Origin of the sequence: Devosia sp. Root635 (assembly GCF_001427605.1) — a bacterium.
GTDB lineage: Bacteria > Pseudomonadota > Alphaproteobacteria > Rhizobiales > Devosiaceae > Devosia.
In genome coordinates this window covers 21,424-41,238 of sequence record NZ_LMGZ01000001.1, presented here as the reverse complement: position 1 = coordinate 41,238, position 19,815 = coordinate 21,424, and the positions used below count along the sequence as shown (strand labels likewise).

18 protein-coding genes are annotated in these 19,815 nt (G+C 64.0%); 3 read left to right on the top strand and 15 right to left on the bottom strand.

The features are described from left to right. Window positions 1–7: 7 nt before the first annotated feature. The 7 genes from ASD80_RS00210 to ASD80_RS00180 all read right to left on the bottom strand — a co-directional run bounded on the left by ASD80_RS00210 (window position 8) and on the right by ASD80_RS00180 (window position 7,898). Entirely contained in the window at window positions 8–1,081 is a 1,074-nt protein-coding gene (locus tag ASD80_RS00210; RefSeq protein ID WP_056227235.1) for a Gfo/Idh/MocA family protein, read from the bottom strand. Further along, entirely contained in the window at window positions 1,078–1,932 is an 855-nt protein-coding gene (locus tag ASD80_RS00205; protein ID WP_082554936.1) for a sugar phosphate isomerase/epimerase family protein, read from the bottom strand. The genes ASD80_RS00210 and ASD80_RS00205 overlap by 4 nt, the downstream gene beginning before the upstream one ends. 3 nt (window positions 1,933–1,935) lie before the next feature. Continuing rightward, on the bottom strand, window positions 1,936–3,339 hold the full coding sequence (locus tag ASD80_RS00200; RefSeq protein ID WP_056227232.1) for a CehA/McbA family metallohydrolase: 1,404 nt from the start codon (window positions 3,337–3,339) through the stop codon (window positions 1,936–1,938). A 139-nt stretch (window positions 3,340–3,478) separates the two neighbouring features. After that, complete coding sequence (locus ASD80_RS00195; RefSeq protein WP_056227227.1) at window positions 3,479–4,591, bottom strand: ABC transporter ATP-binding protein; 1,113 nt, start codon at window positions 4,589–4,591, stop codon at window positions 3,479–3,481. Window positions 4,592–4,597: 6 nt separating this feature from the next. Then, on the bottom strand, window positions 4,598–5,428 hold the full coding sequence (locus ASD80_RS00190; protein WP_056228180.1) for a carbohydrate ABC transporter permease: 831 nt from the start codon (window positions 5,426–5,428) through the stop codon (window positions 4,598–4,600). A 5-nt stretch (window positions 5,429–5,433) separates the two neighbouring features. Next, window positions 5,434–6,372, bottom strand: coding sequence for a carbohydrate ABC transporter permease (locus ASD80_RS00185; protein ID WP_056227224.1), 939 nt, complete (start codon window positions 6,370–6,372; stop codon window positions 5,434–5,436). Between the two features lie 176 nt (window positions 6,373–6,548). Then, window positions 6,549–7,898, bottom strand: a complete 1,350-nt coding sequence (locus tag ASD80_RS00180) for an extracellular solute-binding protein (protein WP_056227221.1) — start codon at window positions 7,896–7,898, stop codon at window positions 6,549–6,551. Between the two features lie 290 nt (window positions 7,899–8,188). On the opposite strand from ASD80_RS00180, the gene ASD80_RS00175 reads away from it, so the two are divergent. Both ASD80_RS00175 and ASD80_RS00170 read left to right on the top strand, forming a co-directional pair. Then, window positions 8,189–9,229: a LacI family DNA-binding transcriptional regulator gene (locus ASD80_RS00175; RefSeq protein WP_244488893.1), complete on the top strand. Its 1,041-nt coding sequence runs from the start codon at window positions 8,189–8,191 to the stop codon at window positions 9,227–9,229. A gap of 9 nt (window positions 9,230–9,238) precedes the next feature. Next, complete coding sequence (locus ASD80_RS00170; protein ID WP_056227218.1) at window positions 9,239–11,170, top strand: DUF5054 domain-containing protein; 1,932 nt, start codon at window positions 9,239–9,241, stop codon at window positions 11,168–11,170. Here the strand turns inward: ASD80_RS00170 and ASD80_RS00165 are convergent. The 7 genes from ASD80_RS00165 to ASD80_RS00135 form a co-directional block, all read right to left on the bottom strand. After that, the gene (locus tag ASD80_RS00165; protein WP_056227214.1) at window positions 11,165–12,118 is read right to left on the bottom strand and encodes a D-2-hydroxyacid dehydrogenase family protein; all 954 of its coding nucleotides are present in this window, start codon (window positions 12,116–12,118) and stop codon (window positions 11,165–11,167) included. The two genes, ASD80_RS00170 and ASD80_RS00165, sit on opposite strands and share 6 nt — an antisense overlap. Window positions 12,119–12,141: 23 nt before the next feature. Next, complete coding sequence (locus tag ASD80_RS00160; protein ID WP_056227211.1) at window positions 12,142–13,020, bottom strand: MBL fold metallo-hydrolase; 879 nt, start codon at window positions 13,018–13,020, stop codon at window positions 12,142–12,144. Further along, window positions 13,017–13,796 (bottom strand): amino acid ABC transporter ATP-binding protein, encoded by a 780-nt coding sequence (locus ASD80_RS00155; RefSeq protein WP_056227208.1) that lies wholly within the window; start codon window positions 13,794–13,796, stop codon window positions 13,017–13,019. Before ASD80_RS00155 ends, ASD80_RS00160 begins: the two co-directional genes overlap by 4 nt. A gap of 62 nt (window positions 13,797–13,858) precedes the next feature. Further along, on the bottom strand, window positions 13,859–14,674 hold the full coding sequence (locus tag ASD80_RS00150; RefSeq protein ID WP_056227205.1) for a transporter substrate-binding domain-containing protein: 816 nt from the start codon (window positions 14,672–14,674) through the stop codon (window positions 13,859–13,861). 32 nt (window positions 14,675–14,706) lie between these two features. Then, window positions 14,707–15,354, bottom strand: a complete 648-nt coding sequence (locus ASD80_RS00145) for an amino acid ABC transporter permease (RefSeq protein WP_056227204.1) — start codon at window positions 15,352–15,354, stop codon at window positions 14,707–14,709. A gap of 3 nt (window positions 15,355–15,357) precedes the next feature. After that, window positions 15,358–16,029 carry an amino acid ABC transporter permease gene (locus tag ASD80_RS00140; RefSeq protein ID WP_056227201.1) on the bottom strand — a complete coding sequence of 224 codons (672 nt, stop codon included), beginning with the start codon at window positions 16,027–16,029 and terminating at the stop codon, window positions 15,358–15,360. After that, the gene (locus ASD80_RS00135; RefSeq protein ID WP_056227198.1) at window positions 16,026–17,645 is read right to left on the bottom strand and encodes a GMC family oxidoreductase; all 1,620 of its coding nucleotides are present in this window, start codon (window positions 17,643–17,645) and stop codon (window positions 16,026–16,028) included. The genes ASD80_RS00140 and ASD80_RS00135 overlap by 4 nt, the downstream gene beginning before the upstream one ends. 150 nt (window positions 17,646–17,795) lie before the next feature. Between ASD80_RS00135 and ASD80_RS00130 the strand changes: the two genes are divergently transcribed. Next, on the top strand, window positions 17,796–18,692 hold the full coding sequence (locus ASD80_RS00130; RefSeq protein WP_056227195.1) for a LysR family transcriptional regulator: 897 nt from the start codon (window positions 17,796–17,798) through the stop codon (window positions 18,690–18,692). An 11-nt stretch (window positions 18,693–18,703) separates the two neighbouring features. On the opposite strand, the gene ASD80_RS00125 is transcribed toward ASD80_RS00130, so the two are convergent. After that, the gene (locus ASD80_RS00125; protein ID WP_244488892.1) at window positions 18,704–19,759 is read right to left on the bottom strand and encodes a LacI family DNA-binding transcriptional regulator; all 1,056 of its coding nucleotides are present in this window, start codon (window positions 19,757–19,759) and stop codon (window positions 18,704–18,706) included. Between the last annotated feature and the right edge of the window lie 56 nt (window positions 19,760–19,815).

The window sequence follows — 19,815 nt, the reverse complement described above, 5'->3', positions numbered from 1 at the left end:
CCTGTCGCTACCGCGGGTGGAAATGGCGTCCGACAGCCTTGAACAGCAGCAGGTCGGCCAACGAATCCTCTAGCGTCGTGCGGTTCGGTGTGCCGTTGACGATGCTGTCGCGGAACGCATCGAGCTCGACGCGGAATGGGTCCTCGTAGACCGGGCCGATGATTTCGGTGCCCGTACAGGTATCGCTGGACGCGGTGATTTCGAGGCGCGTCGGCAGGTTGCGGATATAGGGCGTGTCATAGTTCATCTTGAAATGCTGGCGCTGGGTCAGCACTTCGATGCCGGCGTCAAACCGGGAAACGTCGTCGATTACCGCCTCGTAGAGCGCGCTGAAATGGCCATAGTCGAATACAGCCATGACCGTCTCGCCATTATGCTGGGTGGCATAGGAACACCCTCTGGGCGGCCCCAGCAGGTCGCGCATGGCCGAGAAACTGTGCGATGACAGGCCGGTCAGCACCTGATAGGCGCGCAGCGCGTCGGGCGGGCAATCTTCTCCCATGACGGAGCGCAGCATCGCCTGGGTGCGGCCGCGGCCCTCAGCGATCAGCTCGGCCGGCACGTCGGTCGGGCGAAAGATATTGCGGGTCTGGGCGACGAAGAACGGCGCCTCGCGGATGATATCGCGGATGCGGACATGGCGAATGTCGGACTGCGGCGGCAGGCGTTGCTTGAGTTCGAGGAACGGCCGCGAAAAGCGGCGCATATAGCCCACGAACACCACTTGGCCGGGGCGCCGGGCGATATCGAGTATGGGCCGGAGCTGCTCCGCCGTGAGGCAGGCCGGCTTTTCAACGAAGACATGCTTGCCCGAGCGGATGGCCTTTTCCAGCAGGTCGGCGTGGAGGTGATCGGGCGTGAGGATGAAAACCGCGTCCAGCGCCGGATCGGCGATGAGCGCATCAGCATCCGGGTGGCGCGTGGACACACCATAGCGGCCAGCGACGTATTCAACCAGGCTCGGCGATACATCGGTGATCGCTGCTATGGCGAAGCGCCGGTCGTCGGCCAGCAGCGGCAGATGCATGAGTTGGGCGACTTCGCCCAGGCCGATAAGGCCGACTTTGATCGGGTTGGTCATTTGGCGATGGCGTTCATGTAGGAGAGGTTGCGGGTCGCGAGCTGCAGCGGGCTTTCCACCGCGTTGGCGGCGACATCCTGCTCGACTACGACCGGGCCGGCAAAGCCGCGCGCCTCGAGCAGGCGCATGACGGCCTGGATATCGACCACGCCGTCGGGCAGGGGGCACATCACCCCGGCGCCATAGGACGCAGCAACCGAAAGCTGGCCATCCAGAACCCGCCGGCGCACGGCGCCGTCGACATTCTTGAGGTGCATATAGGCGATACGGGGGAAAGTGCGTTCCATATAGGCGAGCGGGTCTTGATCCCAGAAGGCGTGGTGTCCGGTATCGAAGCAGAGATCGATCGCGGTCTCGGCCAGCAGGCGGTCGATCTGGGCCTCGCGCTCGACCGCGGTGCCGATATGGGGGTGGAAGCTGAGCTTGAGACCGTGGTCGCCTTCGACCAGCGCCTGCGCGTCACGCACCATCTGCGTCAGCCCCGCCCAGCCGGCTTCATCCAGCGCGCCTTCCTGTCCTTCCGGGTACCAGTTGCTCTCATCCATAATGACGAGGTGTTTTGCCTCCAGCGACACCAGCAGCGGCGCCAGTTCGCGCAAAGTCTGCATCAGCAGCGGCGCGGAGGCAGCATCGCCAAAGGTGTGGACATGGGTCGCCCCGACCATTGCCAGATCGCGCTTGGCCAGCGCGTCCTTGAGCAAAGCAGGGTCTTTGGGCAGGAAGCCGAAGGGGCCGAGCTCAGTGCCGCGATAGCCCGCCGCGGCGACCTCGTCGAGATAGTGCTGCCAGGTGTAGGCATTGCCGGTGGGGTAGGTAATGCCCCAGGAACAGGGGGCGTTGGCGATAAGCATGGATCAGGTCTCGATATAGATGGGATTGCCCAGGGCGCGGCGGATGGGCTGGTCGGCCAGGTTGACGCCCCTAAGCTGCCAGGGCAGTTCGCGGCCCTCAATCAGGGCAAGGAATTCGGCGCCGAGCCGCTCCCGGCTGGCGTCGGCGACGATTTCGGCGCGGATGAAGCCCTGGGCGCTCGAAATGACAAATTCGCGCTGCCAGTCGTCGGCATCGATGGCCGCCGAGCCTATCTGGCCGGTCGCATCGATCCACACCAGCCGGTCGCCTTTGGCCCCCTTGACCTCGACGCGCATGCTGCGCGGATCGGCGATGCTCGAACCCATGGGCCGGCCATCGACGGTCATCACCAGAGCGGGCCCCGACGGACTCTCGGTGACATAGCCATGTCCTGCCTTCATCGCGGCGAGCACGGCGTCCTCGCTGAGTTCGGGCAGCCACAATACCGTGGTCGGGCGCGCCAGCACCAATGGTCCCTCTGACATGAGCTGGGCCGGCTGGTGGTAGTCCGAGCCGCCAATGGCCGAGAGGCGCAGGCCGGAGGCCAGCCGCTGCTGCCAGCGATCCAGCGCGATCCAGTTCCAGGCCATCCATGTGCTCTGCCAGACCTCCTGGCAGTCCGCTTCGGGGAATTCATAGTCCCAGGCGATGGCCGGCTTGTCATGGTTGATCGACAGCAAGCCGCCCCGCTCATGCACCAGCCGCGCCAGCGTGTGCGCGTCCGATGGCCGGGTCATGCGGAAATCGATCCACGCGTCCACGCCATAGACATTGGCATGCCCCTCGGCCGTGGTGACTTCCATGGCGCGCACGAAGACCAGCTCGGGCGAGGATTGCGGATGGAAATAACGCCGCTGGGTGGTGGTGTTGTGGTCGGCAATGGCCAGAAAATCGAGCCCGGCCTGCCGCGCCGCCGCATGCAGCAGTTCGGGCGAGCCCTTCGCATCGGAATGGAAGGTGTGGCAATGTAGGTCGCCCCTGTACCAGCCCGCCACCTTGCGCACGGGCATTGTACGGGCCGGCTGCGGCTCCAGCCTGCGCGGCGTGGCGTCGAGGCCGATGGTGACGCTGACCTCGGTGCCGGCCTCGGGCACCTTGTAGAGCCCCAGGATGACGTTCCAGCGTCCGGGCGGAATTTCGCCATGCACATAGCCAGGCGTCGCATCATCGGTGGCGATGAAGAAGCGGTCGCGCGCCCCACCGCTCCAGCCGCGAAAGCCCTCTTGCGTGGGATAGCCGGTGTCGCGCGGATCGAACGCGCCCAGATCGATGATGCAGTCCTCGGCCTTGGGATAGGCGAGGGTGACATCGATCCGCGTCGTGCCTTCGGGCACGTCGAAGGGAATGTAGAAATAGGGATTGGCCGCCTGATCGGCGCGCGTGATGTGGGTGACGATCGTGGTCATGGCGCATAACTTTGGTTTGTCGTCTCCCTCCCCCTTGAGGGGAGGGCCGGGGAGGGGGTGGTCCGGTGGGCAACTGAGCGACCCCCTCCCCCAGCCCCTCCCCTCAAGGGGGAGGGGAGAGATGCGGAGCGCTTCGTGCTCACAGCGCCTGCTCCCCGTCGGCGGCAATGCGCACGCCGGCGCCATCGAACAGATGCACATGCTCGCTGCCAAAGCCCAGTGTCACGTCCTCATCCAGCGCAATATGCTCGTCGGTGAAGATGCGAGCAGTGAGGCGCGAGCCATCGGCGCGCTCGATGGTGACGAGGCTTTCCGGCCCCATATTCTCGTTGGCAAACAGCTTGCCCGAAATGGTGTTGACGGCGCCGGGCGCGGCAATGGAGAGGTGCTCCGGGCGAATGCCGAGTGTCAGCGCCTTGCCACCGCCGAGCGCTGTCTCGATACCGGAGGACATGGCGAGCCCGCCCAGCGTCAGCCCCTCGGCTGCCAGCCGCAACTGCCCATCGCCCTGCATGGCCTCGACCGGCACCAGATTCATCGGCGGGTTGCCGACGAAATTGGCAACAAAGGTCGTGGCGGGACGGCGATAAATCTCGATGGGTGGCGCATATTGCACGATCCTGCCCTGATCCATCACCGCAATGCGGGTTGCCAGCGCCATGGCCTCGGCCTGGTCATGGGTCACATAGACCGCCGTCATGCCCATGTCGCGCTGCAGGTGATTGAGGAAACCGCGTGCCTCAAGGCGCAGCTTGGCGTCGAGATTGGAGAGCGGCTCGTCGAACAGATAGACTTGGCTTGGATAGACCAAAGCCCGCGCCAGCGAGGTGCGCTGCTGCTGGCCGCCCGAAATCTGGCTCGGCAACCGGTCGAGCAGGTGGCCGATCTTGAGCACGTCGGCCACTTCCTTGGCCCGGCCATGCCGATCGGAAACCGACTTGCCGCGCACCTTGAGCGGATAGGCGATATTGTCGGCCAGGTTCATATGCGGGTAGAGCGCATAATCCTGGAAGACCATGGAGATTTGACGATCCTTGGGGTGATAGTGAGTAACATCCTCGCCCCCGATCAGCACCTGGCCCGAGCTGGGTGTTTCCAGGCCCGCGATCATCCGCAGGCTGGTGGTCTTGCCACAGCCCGAGGGACCGAGCAGGCAGACGAACTCCCCGTCGCCTATGGAAAAACTGACATCCGACACGGCGTTGAAACTGCCGAAAGTCTTGGTGACGTTGCGGAATTCGACTGATGCCATGATGCGTTAGGCCTTGATGCCGCCAAAGAACCGGAAGCCGAACTTCCAGCTGACGAAGAGGTAAAGGGCGATGACGGGGAGTGAATAGATGAGCGAATAGGCGGCCAGCAGGGTCACGATGGGCGTGCCCGCCTCCGAGTAGAAGGAGTAGATGGCCACTGATGCGGGCATCTGGTCGTCGCTGCGCAAGAGGATGAAGGGGATGAGGAAGCTGCCCCAGATATTGACGAACCCCCACACCACAACGACCACGATGCCCGGCCGGATCACCGGCAAGGCAACGTCGAAAAACGCCTGTACGGGTGAGGCGCCGGCCACCATGGCGCTTTCCTCGTAGGATTTGGGGATGGAGTCGATGAAGTCGCGCAGGATGAACATGGCGGTGGGCAGCAGCCCGCCGGCAAAGGTCAGGATCACCGCCAGATGCGTGTCGATCAGCCCGGCAGCCGAGACGATGAGGAAGATCGGCACCATGGCCGCCGACCCCGACACGACCGAGGAAAACAGCAGCAGGATGTAGGTAACGGCCCCCTTGCCCGGCAGCGAGGAGCGGCTGAGCGCATAGGCCGCCAGCGTCGCCGCCGCGCCGACCAGGATCACCCCGCCGACAGACTGGATGAGGCTGTTCCACAGCGCCTGAACGGCGAAACTGTTGCCGAAGACCGTGACGAAATTGCTTAGCGTCCACGGATCGGGGACGGCAAGACCCAGTTCGGCGCGCGCGTTGAACGGCGCAAACAGGAACCATAGCAGCGGCAGGGCGAAAGCGGCGCCGATCAGCGCGGCAAGGGCCGAAAAGGCGATGCGGCCGACAAAGGCGGGCAGGGTGAGTTTCATGGCGGTCACCCCTTCTTCTTGCGGCCGATGCCGAGATAGACCAGCGCAAAGGCCAGGTTGATCAGCATCATGATGACGCCCACCGCCGCGCCCTTGCCGAACTGGAAGTCGTGGAAGGCCACGCGGTAATTGTAGATGGAGACCAGCTCCGTCCGGTAGCTCGGCCCGCCATTGGTGAGCAGGAAGGGCGTGAAGGTGTTGAACGTCCACATCGTGATGAGGATGAGGTCGGTGACGATATGTCCGCGGATCAGCGGCAGGCCGATATCCTTGAACTTCTGCCATGAGGACGCCCCGGCCACGTCGGCCGCCTGGAAATAGCTGGGCGGGATGGACGAGAAGGCCGAGCCGAACAGCATCATCGAGAAGGCGGCACCGCGCCAGGTATTGAACACCACGATCACCCAGAACGGCTGCTCCAGCAGGAAATCGCCCTTGGGCAGGCCGACGCCGGTGAGCAGCGCATTGAGCGTGCCCTGGTCACGGTCGAGGAAGGCGAACCAGGCAAAGCCGATCACGACTTCGGGCAGGATCCAGGCGGCGATGACGAAGGTCTCGGTGATGCGCTTGACCCAGGGCGGCACGGTCTGGATCAGCCAGGCCAGCAACAGGCCGAGCAGCGCCTGCCCGAGCAGCGCCGAGGCCAGCACGAATTGCGTGGTGAGGATCAGCGAGAAGCCGAACTGGCCGCGCTGGAAGAAATTGGAAGGGTCGAACAGGGTCAGGTAGTTGGCGAGGCCGACGAATTCGGGATTGAGCGCCGTCTTGCCCAGCAGGGTGCGGTTGGTGAATGAAACGAAGATGATCCAGAAGAAGGGGACGATGACGAAGACCGAGACCAGCAGGCCCGCCGGCGTCAGGAACGCCGCGCCTGCCCGATTGGAGAGCAGGGCGAAATTCCTGAGCTTGCGCCTGGGTTGGTCGGAAACGGGTTCTGTGGTCATGCGCTTATCCCGGATGGTGGACTCCCCTCGCCCTTGAGGGGAGGAGTTGGGGGGCTTGAGTGGTCAACCGACCGACCCCCACCCTCGGTCCCTCCCCTCAAGGGGGAGGGAGGCGATGGAGCCGAGGCACCATTGACGCCCGGCATCCCGAAGGACGCCGGGCGCAGGAGGGAGGGCTACAGCAGGCTGACGGTGTTCTCTTCGCCGACAATGCCGATGACCGAGGCCTTGTACTGGGCCATGGCCTCTTCCGGCGACAACTCGCCGGACACGACGGCTTCGGTCATGCGCTGGATTTCGGCCGAGACGGCATTGTAGTTCTCGTCATTCGGACGGGCCGTGGTGAGCGGCAGCAGCGCCTGGCTGGCTTCGGTCAGGAACGGGCTGTTGGGGATTTCAACATCCGTGCGGGCGGTGATGCGCGGCTGGATGGCCTGGAAAGCATTCTGCATCTCGACCTCGTTCATGAACGAGAGCAGGGCCCAGGCTTCCTTGGGCGTATCGGTCGCCGGATTGAGCACGAAGCCCGTGCCGCCCGAAATGGTCACGAAATCCTGCCCGCGAATGCCTGAGCCGGGCTTCTCGGCCGGCACCTTGACCCAACCCATGACATTGTCACGGTCGGCCACGGCGAATTCGGACCCTTCCGGGGTCACCGAGCGGTAGAAATAGTCACCCTCGAACAGCAGGGCCGTCACGCCATCGCGGAAATTGGCGAAGGAGCGGTTGCGGCCGTCGGCGAGAAGCTGGGCACGCTGGTCGCCGAGCTGTTCGTCGACATAGATGGTCTTGTAGAGGTTGAGCGTATCGAGAATTCCCTGGCTCGAAACGATATACTTGCCGTTCTCGTCGGTGACGCTTTCGCCTGTCCCCAGCAGCGCCAGCCAATAGCCCTGCATGGTGGTGGCTTCGCCCATGGCGACGCCGGCATTGAGCTGGATCGGGAAGCTGTCAGGCTTGATCTTTTTGATGGCGCGGGCCGCGTCGAGAATGTCTTCCCACGAGGTCGGCTGCCAGGTGTCGGCGTCGATGCCGGCCTCTTCCAGGATATCCTTGCGCGTATGGATCATGCGCACGTCGGTCCCGAGCGGAATGCCGTAATACTTGCCCTGATACTGCATCAGCGCGCGCGAGCCATCCGACAGCGCGGCCCAGCCGGACCAGTCGTCGACTTCGGGGCCGGCAACTTCGTCCAGCGGCTTGAGCAGCCCGCCTTCGACGAAGCTGGGGATCAGGAAACCGTCAAAGGCGGTGACGTCAGGGCCGGCGCCGGTCGAGAAGTCGAGCGCCAGCTGCTGGGTGAGCTGGGCGTCTTCACCGCCGAACTGGTTGAGGTTGACGTTGATATCCGGATTGGCGGCTTCAAATGCCGGGATGACGCTGTTCTCGATCCACTCGGCAGTGCCGCTGTTGACGCCGCCGATAACGCAGCGGCAGGTGATGTCCAGATCGACGGCGAAGGCCGGAACGGCAACGGCCGAAGCGCCGATTATCCCAAGCGCAAGGCTGCGCAGACGATTGCTCATCGCAAAACTCCTCCCATGAAATGGCTCCGAATTCTCCGGTAGCCGACTTTTGGCCGCCCCAAAGGGGGTCAGCCAACCAAGAATGAACACGTTTTCACTTTCCGTCAATGCGGAGAATTCGCAGACGGCGGTCCGGTATTGAACCGTGCTGCCAACTAGGCACGGTTTTGCAACGATCCTGTGACAATCTGCTGGTTGTCCGATCGTTTTGGTCTTCGCTGCGGCTTGACAGTTGAACATGTCAGGGTCAGAAAATTGAACACGATTTCATCAGGGTGGCAGGAGGCTATGTGGACGACGATGGCAGCATGACGCGGGGCCGGGCCACTGCCGAGATGGTGGCGCAGCGCGCCAAGGTCTCGCGCGTGGCGGTGTCGCGGGCCTTCAACCCCCACACCTCGCTCAAGCCGGAAAAGCGCGAGCTGATCCTGCGCATCGCGCAGGAACTCAACTACACCCCCGACCGCGCGGCGCGGGCACTGGTCAGCGGCCGCTCGCATCTGGTGGGCGTCATCGTCCCCGACGTCTGCAGCCACTGGGAAAGCCAGGAAATCGATGCGCTGACCACCGCGCTGCAGAACGAAGGCTTTGCCACGCTGCTGTTCAAGACGCGCACCGACTACAGCATGGACGAAAAGCTGCTCGCCTATATGCGCGGCTTCAATCCGGATTCGGTCATCGCCTTCGTGGAGAATGTCAAGCCGACGACCTTGGCGCGCTTCCTCGACCGCGCCGTGCCGATCTATGTGCATTATCCCCATCCCGGCTCCGTCGACAACGGTGACACCGGGCCGCTGCATGACCGGCTCAACGTCCTGCAGCGCGCCGGTGTCGAGCAGGCAGTGGCTTTGCTGCAGGGCTATGGCGCGCGGCGCATCGCCTATGTGTCGGGCGTCAGCAAGTCCCGCGCCAATACTGCGCGCGAGCAGATGTTGCGAACGGTGATGGCCGAGCGCGGCTTGCCGCCACCGATCATCGCTCCCAGCGACTACAGTTACGACAAGGCCTATGCAGCGACGCTCGATCTGTTCCGGCTCGGCGCCGGCGCGGACGCCATCTTTGCCGCCAACGACGTCGGCGCCTTCGGCGTGCTCGACGCGCTGCGGCACGAACTGGGCCTGCGCGTGCCCGAGGACGTCAAGGTCGTCGGTTTCGACGATATCGCCCAGTCGCACTGGAAGAGCTATAATCTCACCACCGTCAAATTCGACCTCGAAGAGCGTGTGCGGGCGCTGGTGCGGCTGATCCTGCGTCGGCTGAACAATCCCGAGGCGCCGGCTCTCCAGGAAACCCTGCAAACGAGGCTCGTCGTGCGCGGCACGGTCGGCTGATGGAATCCCATGACTGACAGACGCATCCACCTGGTCTTCAAGACCCATCTCGATATCGGCTTCACCGATCATGCCGCGCGCGTGCGGCGGCAATATCATGACCAGTTCATCCCCCAGGCCATTGCCACCGGCGAGCATTTCTTCGCCGAAAACCCCGAACGCCCGGCCTTCATCTGGACCACCGGCGCCTGGCTCATCTGGGATCACCTCAACAGCCAGGATGCCGGACGCGTCAGGCGGCTGGAGCGGGCCATCGAGCGCGGGCTGATCGTCTGGCATGGCTTGCCCTTCACCACTCATACCGAGTTGATGTCACCCGCCTTGTTCCGTGCCGGCCTCTCCTATGCGCAGGAGCTCGACCAGCGTTTCGGCAAAACCACCATTGCCGCCAAGATGACCGACGTCCCTGGCCACACCCTCGGCATGGTGCCGCTACTGGCCGAGGCCGGCATCCGCTTCCTGCATCTGGGCGTCAATACGGCCAGCCCGGTGCCATCAGTGCCGCCCCTCTTCCGCTGGCGCGCGCCGGATGGCTCCGAGCTGGTGGTGATGTACCAGGCCTCCTACGGCGCGACCGATTTCCCCGCCGGCCCCGATATCGGCCTGAGCTTTGCCCATACCAGCGACAATATCGGCCCGCAAAGCGTCGGCCAGACCGTGGAAGCGTTGCGGCATATGCGCCATGCCAATCCCGATGCCGATATCGTCGCATCGACGCTCGATGCCTTCGGTGCCGAAATGTGGGCGCAGCGGGAGCAATTTCCGGTGCTGACCCAGGAAATCGGCGATAGCTGGATCCACGGTACCGCCAGCGATCCGCAGAAGCTCGCCCGCTTCCGCGCCCTGCAACGGCTATATGATGGTTTCGACACCATCACCCCCGAGCGCCGCGCCTTCGGCCGCGGGCTGACACAGGTGGCCGAACATACCTGGGGCGTCGATATCAAGACCTATTTGCGCGACGAAGCGGCCTGGGATCGTCCCGATTTCGAGGCGGCACGTCGTAGCGACTATCGCTTCGCCTATGCCGAGCAGTCTTGGGCCGAGCAGCGCGGCTATATGGAGACGGCGCTCGACGCTCTCGCGCCCGAGGATCGGGCCGCCGCCGCCAGCGTGCTGGCAGAGCTGGTCCCGGCAGCGCCGGCGGAACCCCACTCGGGCACCAGCCTGCGCGACAATGGCTGGATTGCCGAACTGGACCCGGCGAGTGGCGATATTGTCCGACTTGCCGCGCCGGATGGTCGTGCCCTGTCCGGCGCCTCCGGGGCGCTGCTCTTCTATCGCCACGAAAGCTACGACTGGACCGAGCTGCAACGTCATCTCGACTCCTACCTGCAGCATCGCGACGAATGGGCCATTCTCGACCATGACAAGCCCGGTCTGAACGGCGCACGGACCGCCCGAACCGCCAGCTTCGGGCCCAACCATCTCGGCATCGACTCCTCTGGGCGCACCGCCATCGCCATGCTGCCGGACAAGGCCCGCGAGCAGCTCGGCGGTCCGACCCGGCATGAATTGTCCATCCGTGGCATTGACTTGGATCGGGTCGAAATAACGCTGGTGCTGCGCGACAAGCCGGCCAACCGCATGCCGGAAGCCGGGTTCATCAACCTCACCCCGGCCGGTGCCGGGCCCTGGTCCCTGCTCAAGCTGGGGCTATGGAACGATGAACGGAATATCGCCCGCCGCGGCGGCGGCCAGCTTCAGGCTGTCGCTGCCATGCGCGCCCCTGTCGGGACCGGCATGCTCACGGTCACGCCGCTCGACAGTGCCCTGGTGGCGCCGGCATCGGCACCCTTCATGCCTTTTCAGCCCGAGGTGCCGGACTTTGCCCAAGGCCTCCGTTTCAACCTCTACAACAACAAGTGGGGCACGAATTTCCCGATGTGGTGGGAGGGCACGGCCGTCTTCAGGTTGGTCCTGACCTTGCAGGCGTCATGACTCGATGGTCCGCTGGGGTGCGCCGGCGATGAAACCGGCGATATTCTCGACGATCTGGCCGTAGCTCAGGCGGTAGTTGCCCTCGGTGACATAGCCCAGATGCGGGCTGATCTGCGCGCGATCGAGGCTGCGATAGGGGTGGTCGAGCGGCAGCGGCTCGACGTCGAACACATCCAGACCCGCCCCCCCGATACGGCCATCGCGCAGGGCGGCGATCAGCGCGGCTTCCTCGATGATCGGGCCGCGCGACGTGTTGACGAGAAAGGCCGTCGGCTTCATGCGGGCCAGGTCGGCAGCCCCGATGAGGCCCCGGCTGCGTTCGCTCAGTTGCAGATGCACCGAGATATAGTCCGACTTGGCGAAGAGTTCGTCCTTGCTGGCATAGGTCGCGCCGGTCCCTTCGCATTTCTCGGGCGTCAGGTTCTGGCTCCAGGCGATGACGTTCATGTTGAACGCCCTGGCAATTGTCGCCACCCGGCTGCCGAGCCGTCCCAGGCCGATCAGGCCCAGCGTCTTGCCATCGAGGTCTTGTCCCAGTGTCGTCTGCCACGGGACCCCGGCTTTCATGCGGGCATTCTCGTAGCCGACCCGGCGATTGAATTCGAACAGGTGGGCAAAGACCAGTTCGGCGGTGGGATGGGACGCCGATTGCGTGCCGCTGACCACGACGCCACGCTCTCGTGCCGCCGCAACATCGATCGCGGCGTTGCGCAGGCCGGTGGTGCAGATGAGCTTGAGCCGCGGCAGGGCCTCGATCACCGCCCGCGGAAACGGCGTGCGTTCGCGCATCAGGCAGACAATGTCGAAATCCTGCAGCGCCTCGATTACCTGTGCCTGGTTGCCCAGCGCCGCGTTGAACACCGTGATGTCGGCGCCGGCCTTGCTCCAGTCGGCCATGGTCAGGGCAACATTCTGGTAGTCGTCGAGTATCGCGCAGCGCAAAGCCATCTCGTCAGCCTTTCTCGGCGAGCCTAGAGGCTCTGGACCCACATTTCGGAATGGACGTCATAGCCCTTATGGGCATTGCCGGTCATGTGCAGGAAGCCGGGAAAATGCATATGCATGCCCGCCACCAGCAATTGATCGGTCGACGCCATGTCGAAGGCCCGCAGGCGCGTGGCGACGGCCTGGCGCGGGTCGCTATCGGGCTCGACATGCACATCCGGACGCGGCACCTGCACATCGGGGATATGGAAGATGTCGCCCCAGACGAAGAGCTGCTCATTGCCCGACTGGATCAGGTAGCCGGTATGGCCCGGCGTGTGGCCGGGCAGGGGGACGGCCGTAACGCCGGGAAAAACCTCGCCCACGCTGTCGCGGCGCCGGTTCATATAGGGCACGATCTGGAAGCGGGCGCCCATGAAGAAGCGATCCTGGTGGCGCGGTACGGCAATGCTCATGGCGCCATCGTCATGCCAATGCTTGACGTCGACCTCCGACACCACCAGCTCGGCATTGGGAAAATTGGCCGTACCATCATCGGCGGTCAGGCCGTTGGAATGGTCGGGATGCATATGGGTCAGCATCACGGTGTCGATATCGGCGATATCGACACCGGCCCGCTTGAGATTGCCGAACAGCTTGCCCTGCAGGTCCGTCATCTGGGTGCCGCAGCCGGTATCGATGATGGCGACGCGGCCGGCCGAGTGGATGACAAAGCAATTGACCGAAATATGGGGCGGCGCCGGCCGATAGGCGGCCTTGAGCAGCGCCTCGGCGGCATCAGGTTCGATTTCGCGCATCATCGCATATTGCGCGTGGACGACGCCGTCGCTGACGGCGGTCACCACGATGTCGCCGATGCGGCGGCGATAGATTCCGGGGATTTGGATCGTGGGGGCGTCGGTCATAGCGGTGCTTCTGTAAGAATCTGTGGGTGAGAGGCCAGGATTTGGCCGAGAAACTGGCGGGCGCGCTCGTTCTTGGGGGCGCCGAAAAACTCCTCCGGCGGCGCAATTTCGGCGATCTCGCCGCGATCCATGAAGATGACGCGATCGGCGACGCTGCGCGCAAAACCCATTTCATGGGTGACCACCACCATGGTCATGCCGGTCCGGGCGAGTTCGACGATCACGTCGAGCACTTCCTTGACCATTTCCGGGTCGAGCGCCGAGGTGGGCTCGTCGAACAGCATGACCTTGGGATTCATGCAGAGGGCGCGGGCAATGGCGACGCGCTGCTGCTGGCCGCCCGAAAGCTGGGCCGGCAACTTATGCGCCTGGTCGGCGATATGGACGCGCTCGAGATAGGTCATCGCCAGTTCGCTGGCTTCGGCCGGCTTCATGCCGCGTACCCGCATGGGGGCCAGCGAACAGTTCTGCAGCGCCGTCAGGTGCGGAAAAAGATTGAAGCTCTGGAACACCATGCCCACTTCGCGGCGCACATCGGCCACGTTGCGCATGCTGCGGCTGACCTCCACGCCGTCGATGACGATCGTGCCCTTCTGATGCTCCTCAAGCTGGTTGAGGCAGCGGACCAGTGTCGACTTGCCCGAACCCGAAGGGCCGCAGATCACGACCTTTTCGCCGCGCCCGATCTCCAGGCTGACATTCTTGAGCACCTGGAACGAGCCGCCATACCATTTGTCGACGCCGGTAACTTTGATGATGGGGTCTGTCGCGGTCATTGCGGAAAGTCCTTGGAGAGTGCACGGCCGGGCGACCGGCCGTGCGGTGTTGGTCGGATCGATCAGAACGTCGGCATCGGCGGCAGTTCTTCCAGCGGCGAGCCGAACCAGGTCTGGTTGATCTCGCTGAGCTGGCCATTGGCGACGATCTCGGCGATGAAGGCGTTCACATAGTCGAGCAGCTCGGTATCCTCCATGCGGATGCCGATGCCGTTGCCCTGGCTATGCAGCAGGAACTTGCGCTCGATATTGAGTTCGGGATGGTCGCGCTGCAGCATGGCAAGGTGGATCGAGCTGGCGCCGGTGACTTCCACCTGGCCCGAGATCAGCGCCTGCAGCGAAGCCGGATCGTCCTCGAAGCGCATGATGTTGGTGCCGGCAGGAGCCACCTGCGTCAGGAACGTGTCCTGGCTGCCGGCGCGGGTGACGCCGACGGTGTATTTCGGCAGGTCTTCCGGCCCTTTGACCTCACGATCCTTGGGCGCCATCACCATGATGTCAAGCGTGGAATAGGGGTTGGAGAAACTGACCTGCTTGGCCCGTTCGGCATTGATGCCAAGCGCGGCGATCAGGATGTCCACGCGGTTGGTCAGCAGGTAGGGAATGCGGTTGGGTCCGGTCACCGGCACCAGCTCCAGTTCGACGCCCAGCTTTTCGGCCAGCAGCGCGGCGACATCGTCGTCATAGCCGGCCGGATTCTGGTTTTCGTCGATGCCCGCGAAAGGCGGGAAGTCGGTCAGTACGCCGACCACCAGCTTGCCCTTGGCCGTGATTTCCTCGGGCGTCAGGGCATAGGCGGCGGGCGCCATGCCGGCCATGAGACCCGCGACGAGCAACAGGCTCGCCGTGCGGCGGGTGATCTTTCCAAGAATAGTCATAGACGTCTCCTCCGTTTCAAACGTTGAACCAACTACCTGTTGAGCAGTAGTTTTCTTTCCATATAGGAAGAATAAAGCGACAGCGGCCAGCAGATACAGAAATAGATCACGCCGACGAGGCCGAAGATCGCAAATGGGGTGAAGGTCATGTTATTGATGATCTGGCCGGCGCGCGTCACTTCGACGAAGCCGATAATGGCGGCCAGCGACGTTCCTTTGATCAGCTGCACCAGATAGCCAATAGTGGGCGGAATGGCGATGCGGGTTGCCTGCGGCAGCACGATTTCGAACGTGCGCGAAATGTAGCTCAGTCCCAGCGCCGTGGCCGCCTCGGACTGGCCACGCGGCACCGTCTGGATACAGCCGCGCCAGATATCGCCCAGGAAGGCCGAACCGTTGAGCGACAGCCCGATGGCGGCCGCAGTCAGTGCATCGATATTGAAGCCGAACAGGCTGGGCACGAAGAAGGCGAGGAACAATTGCATCAGCAGCGGCGTGCCCTGGAATACCCGTACAATCGCGACCGCCGGCCATTCGAGGGCGCGCTTGCCGCTGGTCAGTGCCAGCGCGATCAGCATGCCGCCGATGGCGCTGCCGACCAGGGCGATGGCGGCCAGCAGGAAGGTCCAGCGCACCGAGAAGATGATGAAGAAGATCTCGTTGGGTCCGAGTTCGCGCATGGCTCACCTCCCCTGCGGGCTGGTCAGGAAGCGCCGATCGATCAATCGGAACAGCATCCAGAACAGGCATGAGAGCAGGAAGTAGATAACGGTGACGGTGAAATAGCCCTCGAAGCTGCGGAAGGTGCGCGAAGTAATGTCGTTGGCAGCCCCGGTCAATTCCGTCGCGGCAATGGTCGAGCACACGCTCGAATAGAGCATGGTCAGGATGAACTGGCTGGTCAGGGCCGGATAGATGGCCTGGATAGCCGGCTTCAGCACGACATAGCGGAACACCTGCAACGGTTGCAGCCCCAGCGCCCGTCCCGCCTCCAACTGGCCCTTGGGAATGCTCTCGATCCCGGCGCGCACGATTTCGATGCCATAGGCGGCAAAGTTGAGCGTCAGGGCCAATACCGCCGTCACATTGGGCGACATGCGGATGCCGATGCTGGGCAGGCCGAAAAAGATGATGAACAACTGCACCGGGAAGGGCGTATTGCGGATGATCTCGATATAGGCGCTGATGATGAACCGCACCCATTTGGGCGCCGATGTCTTGCCCAGTGCGCCGATCACCGCGATGAGCAGGCCCAGCACCATGGCGGCTGCCGAAAACCAGATGGTTTGCAGGGCGCCATTGAGCAGCAGCGGCCAGGCTTCGAAGATCGGACCGAAGTTGAACTTGTAGGTCATGACGCGTCGGCGAGGATCATCCCCGCCCCCTTCTCGGCAATCATGATGGTGGGTGAATTGGTATTGCCCGAGGTGATGCGCGGCATCACCGAGGCATCGACGACGCGCAGGCCGCTCACGCCCATCACCTTGAGCGAAGCATCGACCACCGCATCGCCATCGCCTTCCACGCCCATGCGGGCGGTGCCGACCGGATGGAAAATGGTGGTGCCGATCCGGCTGGCAGCCTCGAACAGGTCTGCATCGGTCTGGTAGCTGTTGCCGGGCAGGTACTCGACCGGATTGAACCGCGCCATGGCCGGCTGGGCCATGATGGTGCGGGCGCGGCGGATGGAATCGGCGGCAACCTGGCGGTCATCGGCGGTCGAGAGATAGTTCGGCGCGATCGCCGGCATATCGCTCATGGCGCTGCCGCGCACGTGGATCGAGCCCCGGCTGCTGGGCTGAAGATTGCAGACGCTGACCGTTATCGCCGGAAAGTCGTGCATGCCTTCGCCGAACTTGTCCAGCGACAACGGCTGCACATGAAACTGGATATTGGGCCGCGCAAAGGCGTCCGACGAGCGGGTAAAGGCCCCGAGCTGCGACGGCGCCATGGTCAGCGGCCCGCGCCGGCGCAGGGCATAGTCCATGCCCATGAAGGCCCGCCGGACCGGCGAGCGATAGAGCATGTTGAGCGTCGGCACGTTGTCCACCTTGTAGATCGGCCGCAATTGCAGGTGGTCCTGCAGATTTTCGCCGACGCCGGGAGCGTGGCGCACCACATCGACCCCGAGAGCGCCCAGGCGGGTGCCATCGCCGATGCCGGAGCGTTCGAGGATGCCGGGGCTCGATACGGCGCCGGCCGACAGGATCACCTCGCGCCGCGCCGCCAGCACGCGGCGCTGCCCGTTCTGATGCACGACGATGCCGGTGGCACGTTTGCCCTCGAACAGCACCTTGTCGGCCAGCGTGCCGGTGAAAACCTTGAGATTAGGGCGGGCGAGGGCAGGCCTGAGAAAGCCGCGCGCCGCGCTCCAGCGCACGCCATCCTTCTGGTTGACGTCGAAATAGCCGCAGCCCTCATTGTTGCCGGTGTTGAAATCGGCGGTGGGCGGGATGCCGGCTTCTTCGGCCGCCTTGATGAAGCGATCGAGAATTTCCCAGGAGAGGCGCGGGCGATCGACACGCCATTCGCCGCCCACCCCATGCAGGGCGGTTTCGCCGCGCCAGCTATTCTCGTGTTGCTTGAAGATGGGCAGGACATCGTCCCAGCCCCAGCCGGCGAGGCCCATATCGCGCCAGCCGTCATAGTCGGCAGCCTGGCCGCGCATGTAGATCATGGCGTTGATGGCCGAAGAGCCGCCCAGCACCTTGCCGCGCGGGTAGGCGATGACGCGATTGTCGAGCCCCGGCACCGCTTCGGTCGAATACATCCAGTCCGAACGCGGATTGCCAATGGAAAAGAGGTAGCCGACGGGGATGTGGAACCAGATCCAGTTGTCGCGCGTGCCGCCTTCGATCAGTGCGACCGTATAGCGGCCGCCTTCGGAAAGGCGATTGGCCAGCACGCAACCGGCCGAGCCGGCGCCGGCGACGATGAAATCAAAACTCTCGGTGACCTGTTCTACCGGCACGACCCGACCGCCACGACAATGACGGCCTCCCACATTTTCTCGTTGCCCATTTTGTAATGTGCGAAAATGTTCTAGTGTAGAGGAAAGTTTGCGCAGTACCTGTGGTGAAATGATACAACCTGCGCCGTTGCGGCGACTGGAGCACCGATCATGCGGTTCGACTGGAATGACATGCGCTATTTTCTGGAGGTGGCGCGGCTGGGTACGCTGAGCGCGGCGGCGCGCACCCTCGGTACCGATCACGCCACGGTGGCGCGTCGGGTGCTGGCTCTCGAAAAGGCCCTGGCCCAGACCCTCTTTCACCGCAGCCCGCTCGGCTACATGCTGACGCCCAACGGCGAGGCCTTGCTGCCGCTGGCCGAGCAGATGGAGGCGCGCGCCTCCGAGGCGGTGTCGCGCATGGGCCGGCCGGAGCATGGCCTGAGCGGAACAGTGCGGCTGGTCACGCCGGAGGGATTCGGAAACCACTTCCTCGCCCATCATCTGGGAGCGTTCGCCGCGGCCTATCCGCGCCTCCAGCTCGAACTGGTGACGATCCAGCAGATTCTGTCGCTCTCCCAGCGCGAAGGCGATATCGCGGTAACGCTTTCGCCGCCGCGCACCGGCCGCTTCGCCGTCGGCAAGCTCGCCGACTACTATCTGCGGCTCTATGCCGGCGCCGGCTATATCGAACGCGCCGAAACCATCGCGCGGCGCAAGGATCTGGGGGCGCACGACTTCATCGGCTATGTCGACGAACTCATCTTCACCAAGGAGCTCGACTATCTGGGCGAGGTGCTGCCGGGCCTGCGCGCCAGGCTGCAATGTTCGAGCCTTTTCGCCCAGGCCGTCGCGACGCGGGCCGGTCTCGGCCTGTGCCTGCTGCCCACCTATCTCGGCGGACCCGACGACGATTTGCAGGTCGTGCTGGCCGGAGAGGTGCTGCTCAAGCGCTCCTATTGGGTGAGCGCCCATGAGGAAATGTCCAACATGCCGCGCATCAAGGCGGTGTGGGCCTTTCTCGAACGCATCTGCCGCGACGAGCCCCATTTCCAGCTTCCTCAATAGCGCGCGACCGCTCATGGCGTCCTCGCCGCCACGGTGGCCCGCTCGACCAGCGGGATTTCGAGCTTGGTGACCATGGCGCGATGCGGGCGATCCAGTAGTGCCATATCCACCAGCAGTTCCACCGCCCGGCGGCCCATGTCGTAGTTGGGCACGCGGCAGGTGGTCAGCGGCGGACGCAGGTGGCGCGAGAGTTCAAGGTCGTTGTAGCCGATCACCGAAACATCGCCCGGCACGCTGAGGCCGAGATCGGCAATCGCCTCCATGGCGCCCAGCGCCATCAGATCGTTGGCACAAAAGATCGCCGTCGGCGGCAGCCGCAGTTTCATCAGCGCGATGGTGTGGTCATAGCCGCTGGCCGAGGTCCAGTCGCCTTCACGCACCAGTTCCGCGTCGGCGCCGATATCGGCGGTCGCCAGCGCCTCGCGATAGCCCTTGAGGCGGTCGCGCGAAGCGTCCATCCAGGCTTCACCGCCAATGATGGCAATGCGGCGATGCCCCTTGGACAGCAGATGTTGGGTCGCGGCGAACCCGCCGGCGACCTCGCCCGGCAGCAGGGTGGGATGGAGCCGTTCGGCCGTGTAGCAATTGACCAGCACGGTCGGCAGGGCCCTCGGCAGGATCGGCGCCTCAACCTCGCGGGTAAAATGGGTGGCATAGATAACCCCGAGCACCGATGGCTCGCGGGCGATCGCCGCCAGCGTCTCGGTCTCGATGGCCTGGTTGCCGCGCGTCACATGTACCTGCAACAGGCACTCGGCCGCCCAGGCCGCATCGCGGGCGCCATCGACATGCAGCACCGGATGCGGGCTCAGCGATAATTCGTCCACCACATAGGCAATGACATTGCGGCTGCTTCCGCTGGTCGGGCTAGACTTCTTGCGCGCCCGGCGCTCGGGCAGGCGGTAGCCCAGGGATTTGGCGGTCGCCAACACATGCTGGCGTGTCGTCTCCGAAAGCCGTGCGCCCGGCGGATCGTTCAGCACCAGCGACACGCAGGACTGCGATACGCCTGCCGCCCGCGCCACATCGATCATGGTTGGTCCCGTGGGGGGCGCTTTCTTTGCCATGGATTCTCCGTCGGCGCGGGTCTCCTTCCGCGCGTTCCGATCATTCATATTCGCAA

Coding starts and splice junctions, on each gene's coding strand:
- ASD80_RS00210 (WP_056227235.1), bottom strand. CDS start 1,081: ATGACCAACCCGATCAAAGTCGGCCTTATCGGCCTGGGCGAAGTCGCC.
- ASD80_RS00205 (WP_082554936.1), bottom strand. CDS start 1,932: ATGCTTATCGCCAACGCCCCCTGTTCCTGGGGCATTACCTACCCCACC.
- ASD80_RS00200 (WP_056227232.1), bottom strand. CDS start 3,339: ATGACCACGATCGTCACCCACATCACGCGCGCCGATCAGGCGGCCAAT.
- ASD80_RS00195 (WP_056227227.1), bottom strand. CDS start 4,591: ATGGCATCAGTCGAATTCCGCAACGTCACCAAGACTTTCGGCAGTTTC.
- ASD80_RS00190 (WP_056228180.1), bottom strand. CDS start 5,428: ATGAAACTCACCCTGCCCGCCTTTGTCGGCCGCATCGCCTTTTCGGCC.
- ASD80_RS00185 (WP_056227224.1), bottom strand. CDS start 6,372: ATGACCACAGAACCCGTTTCCGACCAACCCAGGCGCAAGCTCAGGAAT.
- ASD80_RS00180 (WP_056227221.1), bottom strand. CDS start 7,898: ATGAGCAATCGTCTGCGCAGCCTTGCGCTTGGGATAATCGGCGCTTCG.
- ASD80_RS00170 (WP_056227218.1), top strand. CDS start 9,239: ATGACTGACAGACGCATCCACCTGGTCTTCAAGACCCATCTCGATATC.
- ASD80_RS00165 (WP_056227214.1), bottom strand. CDS start 12,118: ATGGCTTTGCGCTGCGCGATACTCGACGACTACCAGAATGTTGCCCTG.
- ASD80_RS00160 (WP_056227211.1), bottom strand. CDS start 13,020: ATGACCGACGCCCCCACGATCCAAATCCCCGGAATCTATCGCCGCCGC.
- ASD80_RS00155 (WP_056227208.1), bottom strand. CDS start 13,796: ATGACCGCGACAGACCCCATCATCAAAGTTACCGGCGTCGACAAATGG.
- ASD80_RS00150 (WP_056227205.1), bottom strand. CDS start 14,674: ATGACTATTCTTGGAAAGATCACCCGCCGCACGGCGAGCCTGTTGCTC.
- ASD80_RS00145 (WP_056227204.1), bottom strand. CDS start 15,354: ATGCGCGAACTCGGACCCAACGAGATCTTCTTCATCATCTTCTCGGTG.
- ASD80_RS00140 (WP_056227201.1), bottom strand. CDS start 16,029: ATGACCTACAAGTTCAACTTCGGTCCGATCTTCGAAGCCTGGCCGCTG.
- ASD80_RS00130 (WP_056227195.1), top strand. CDS start 17,796: ATGCGGTTCGACTGGAATGACATGCGCTATTTTCTGGAGGTGGCGCGG.
- ASD80_RS00125 (WP_244488892.1), bottom strand. CDS start 19,759: ATGGCAAAGAAAGCGCCCCCCACGGGACCAACCATGATCGATGTGGCG.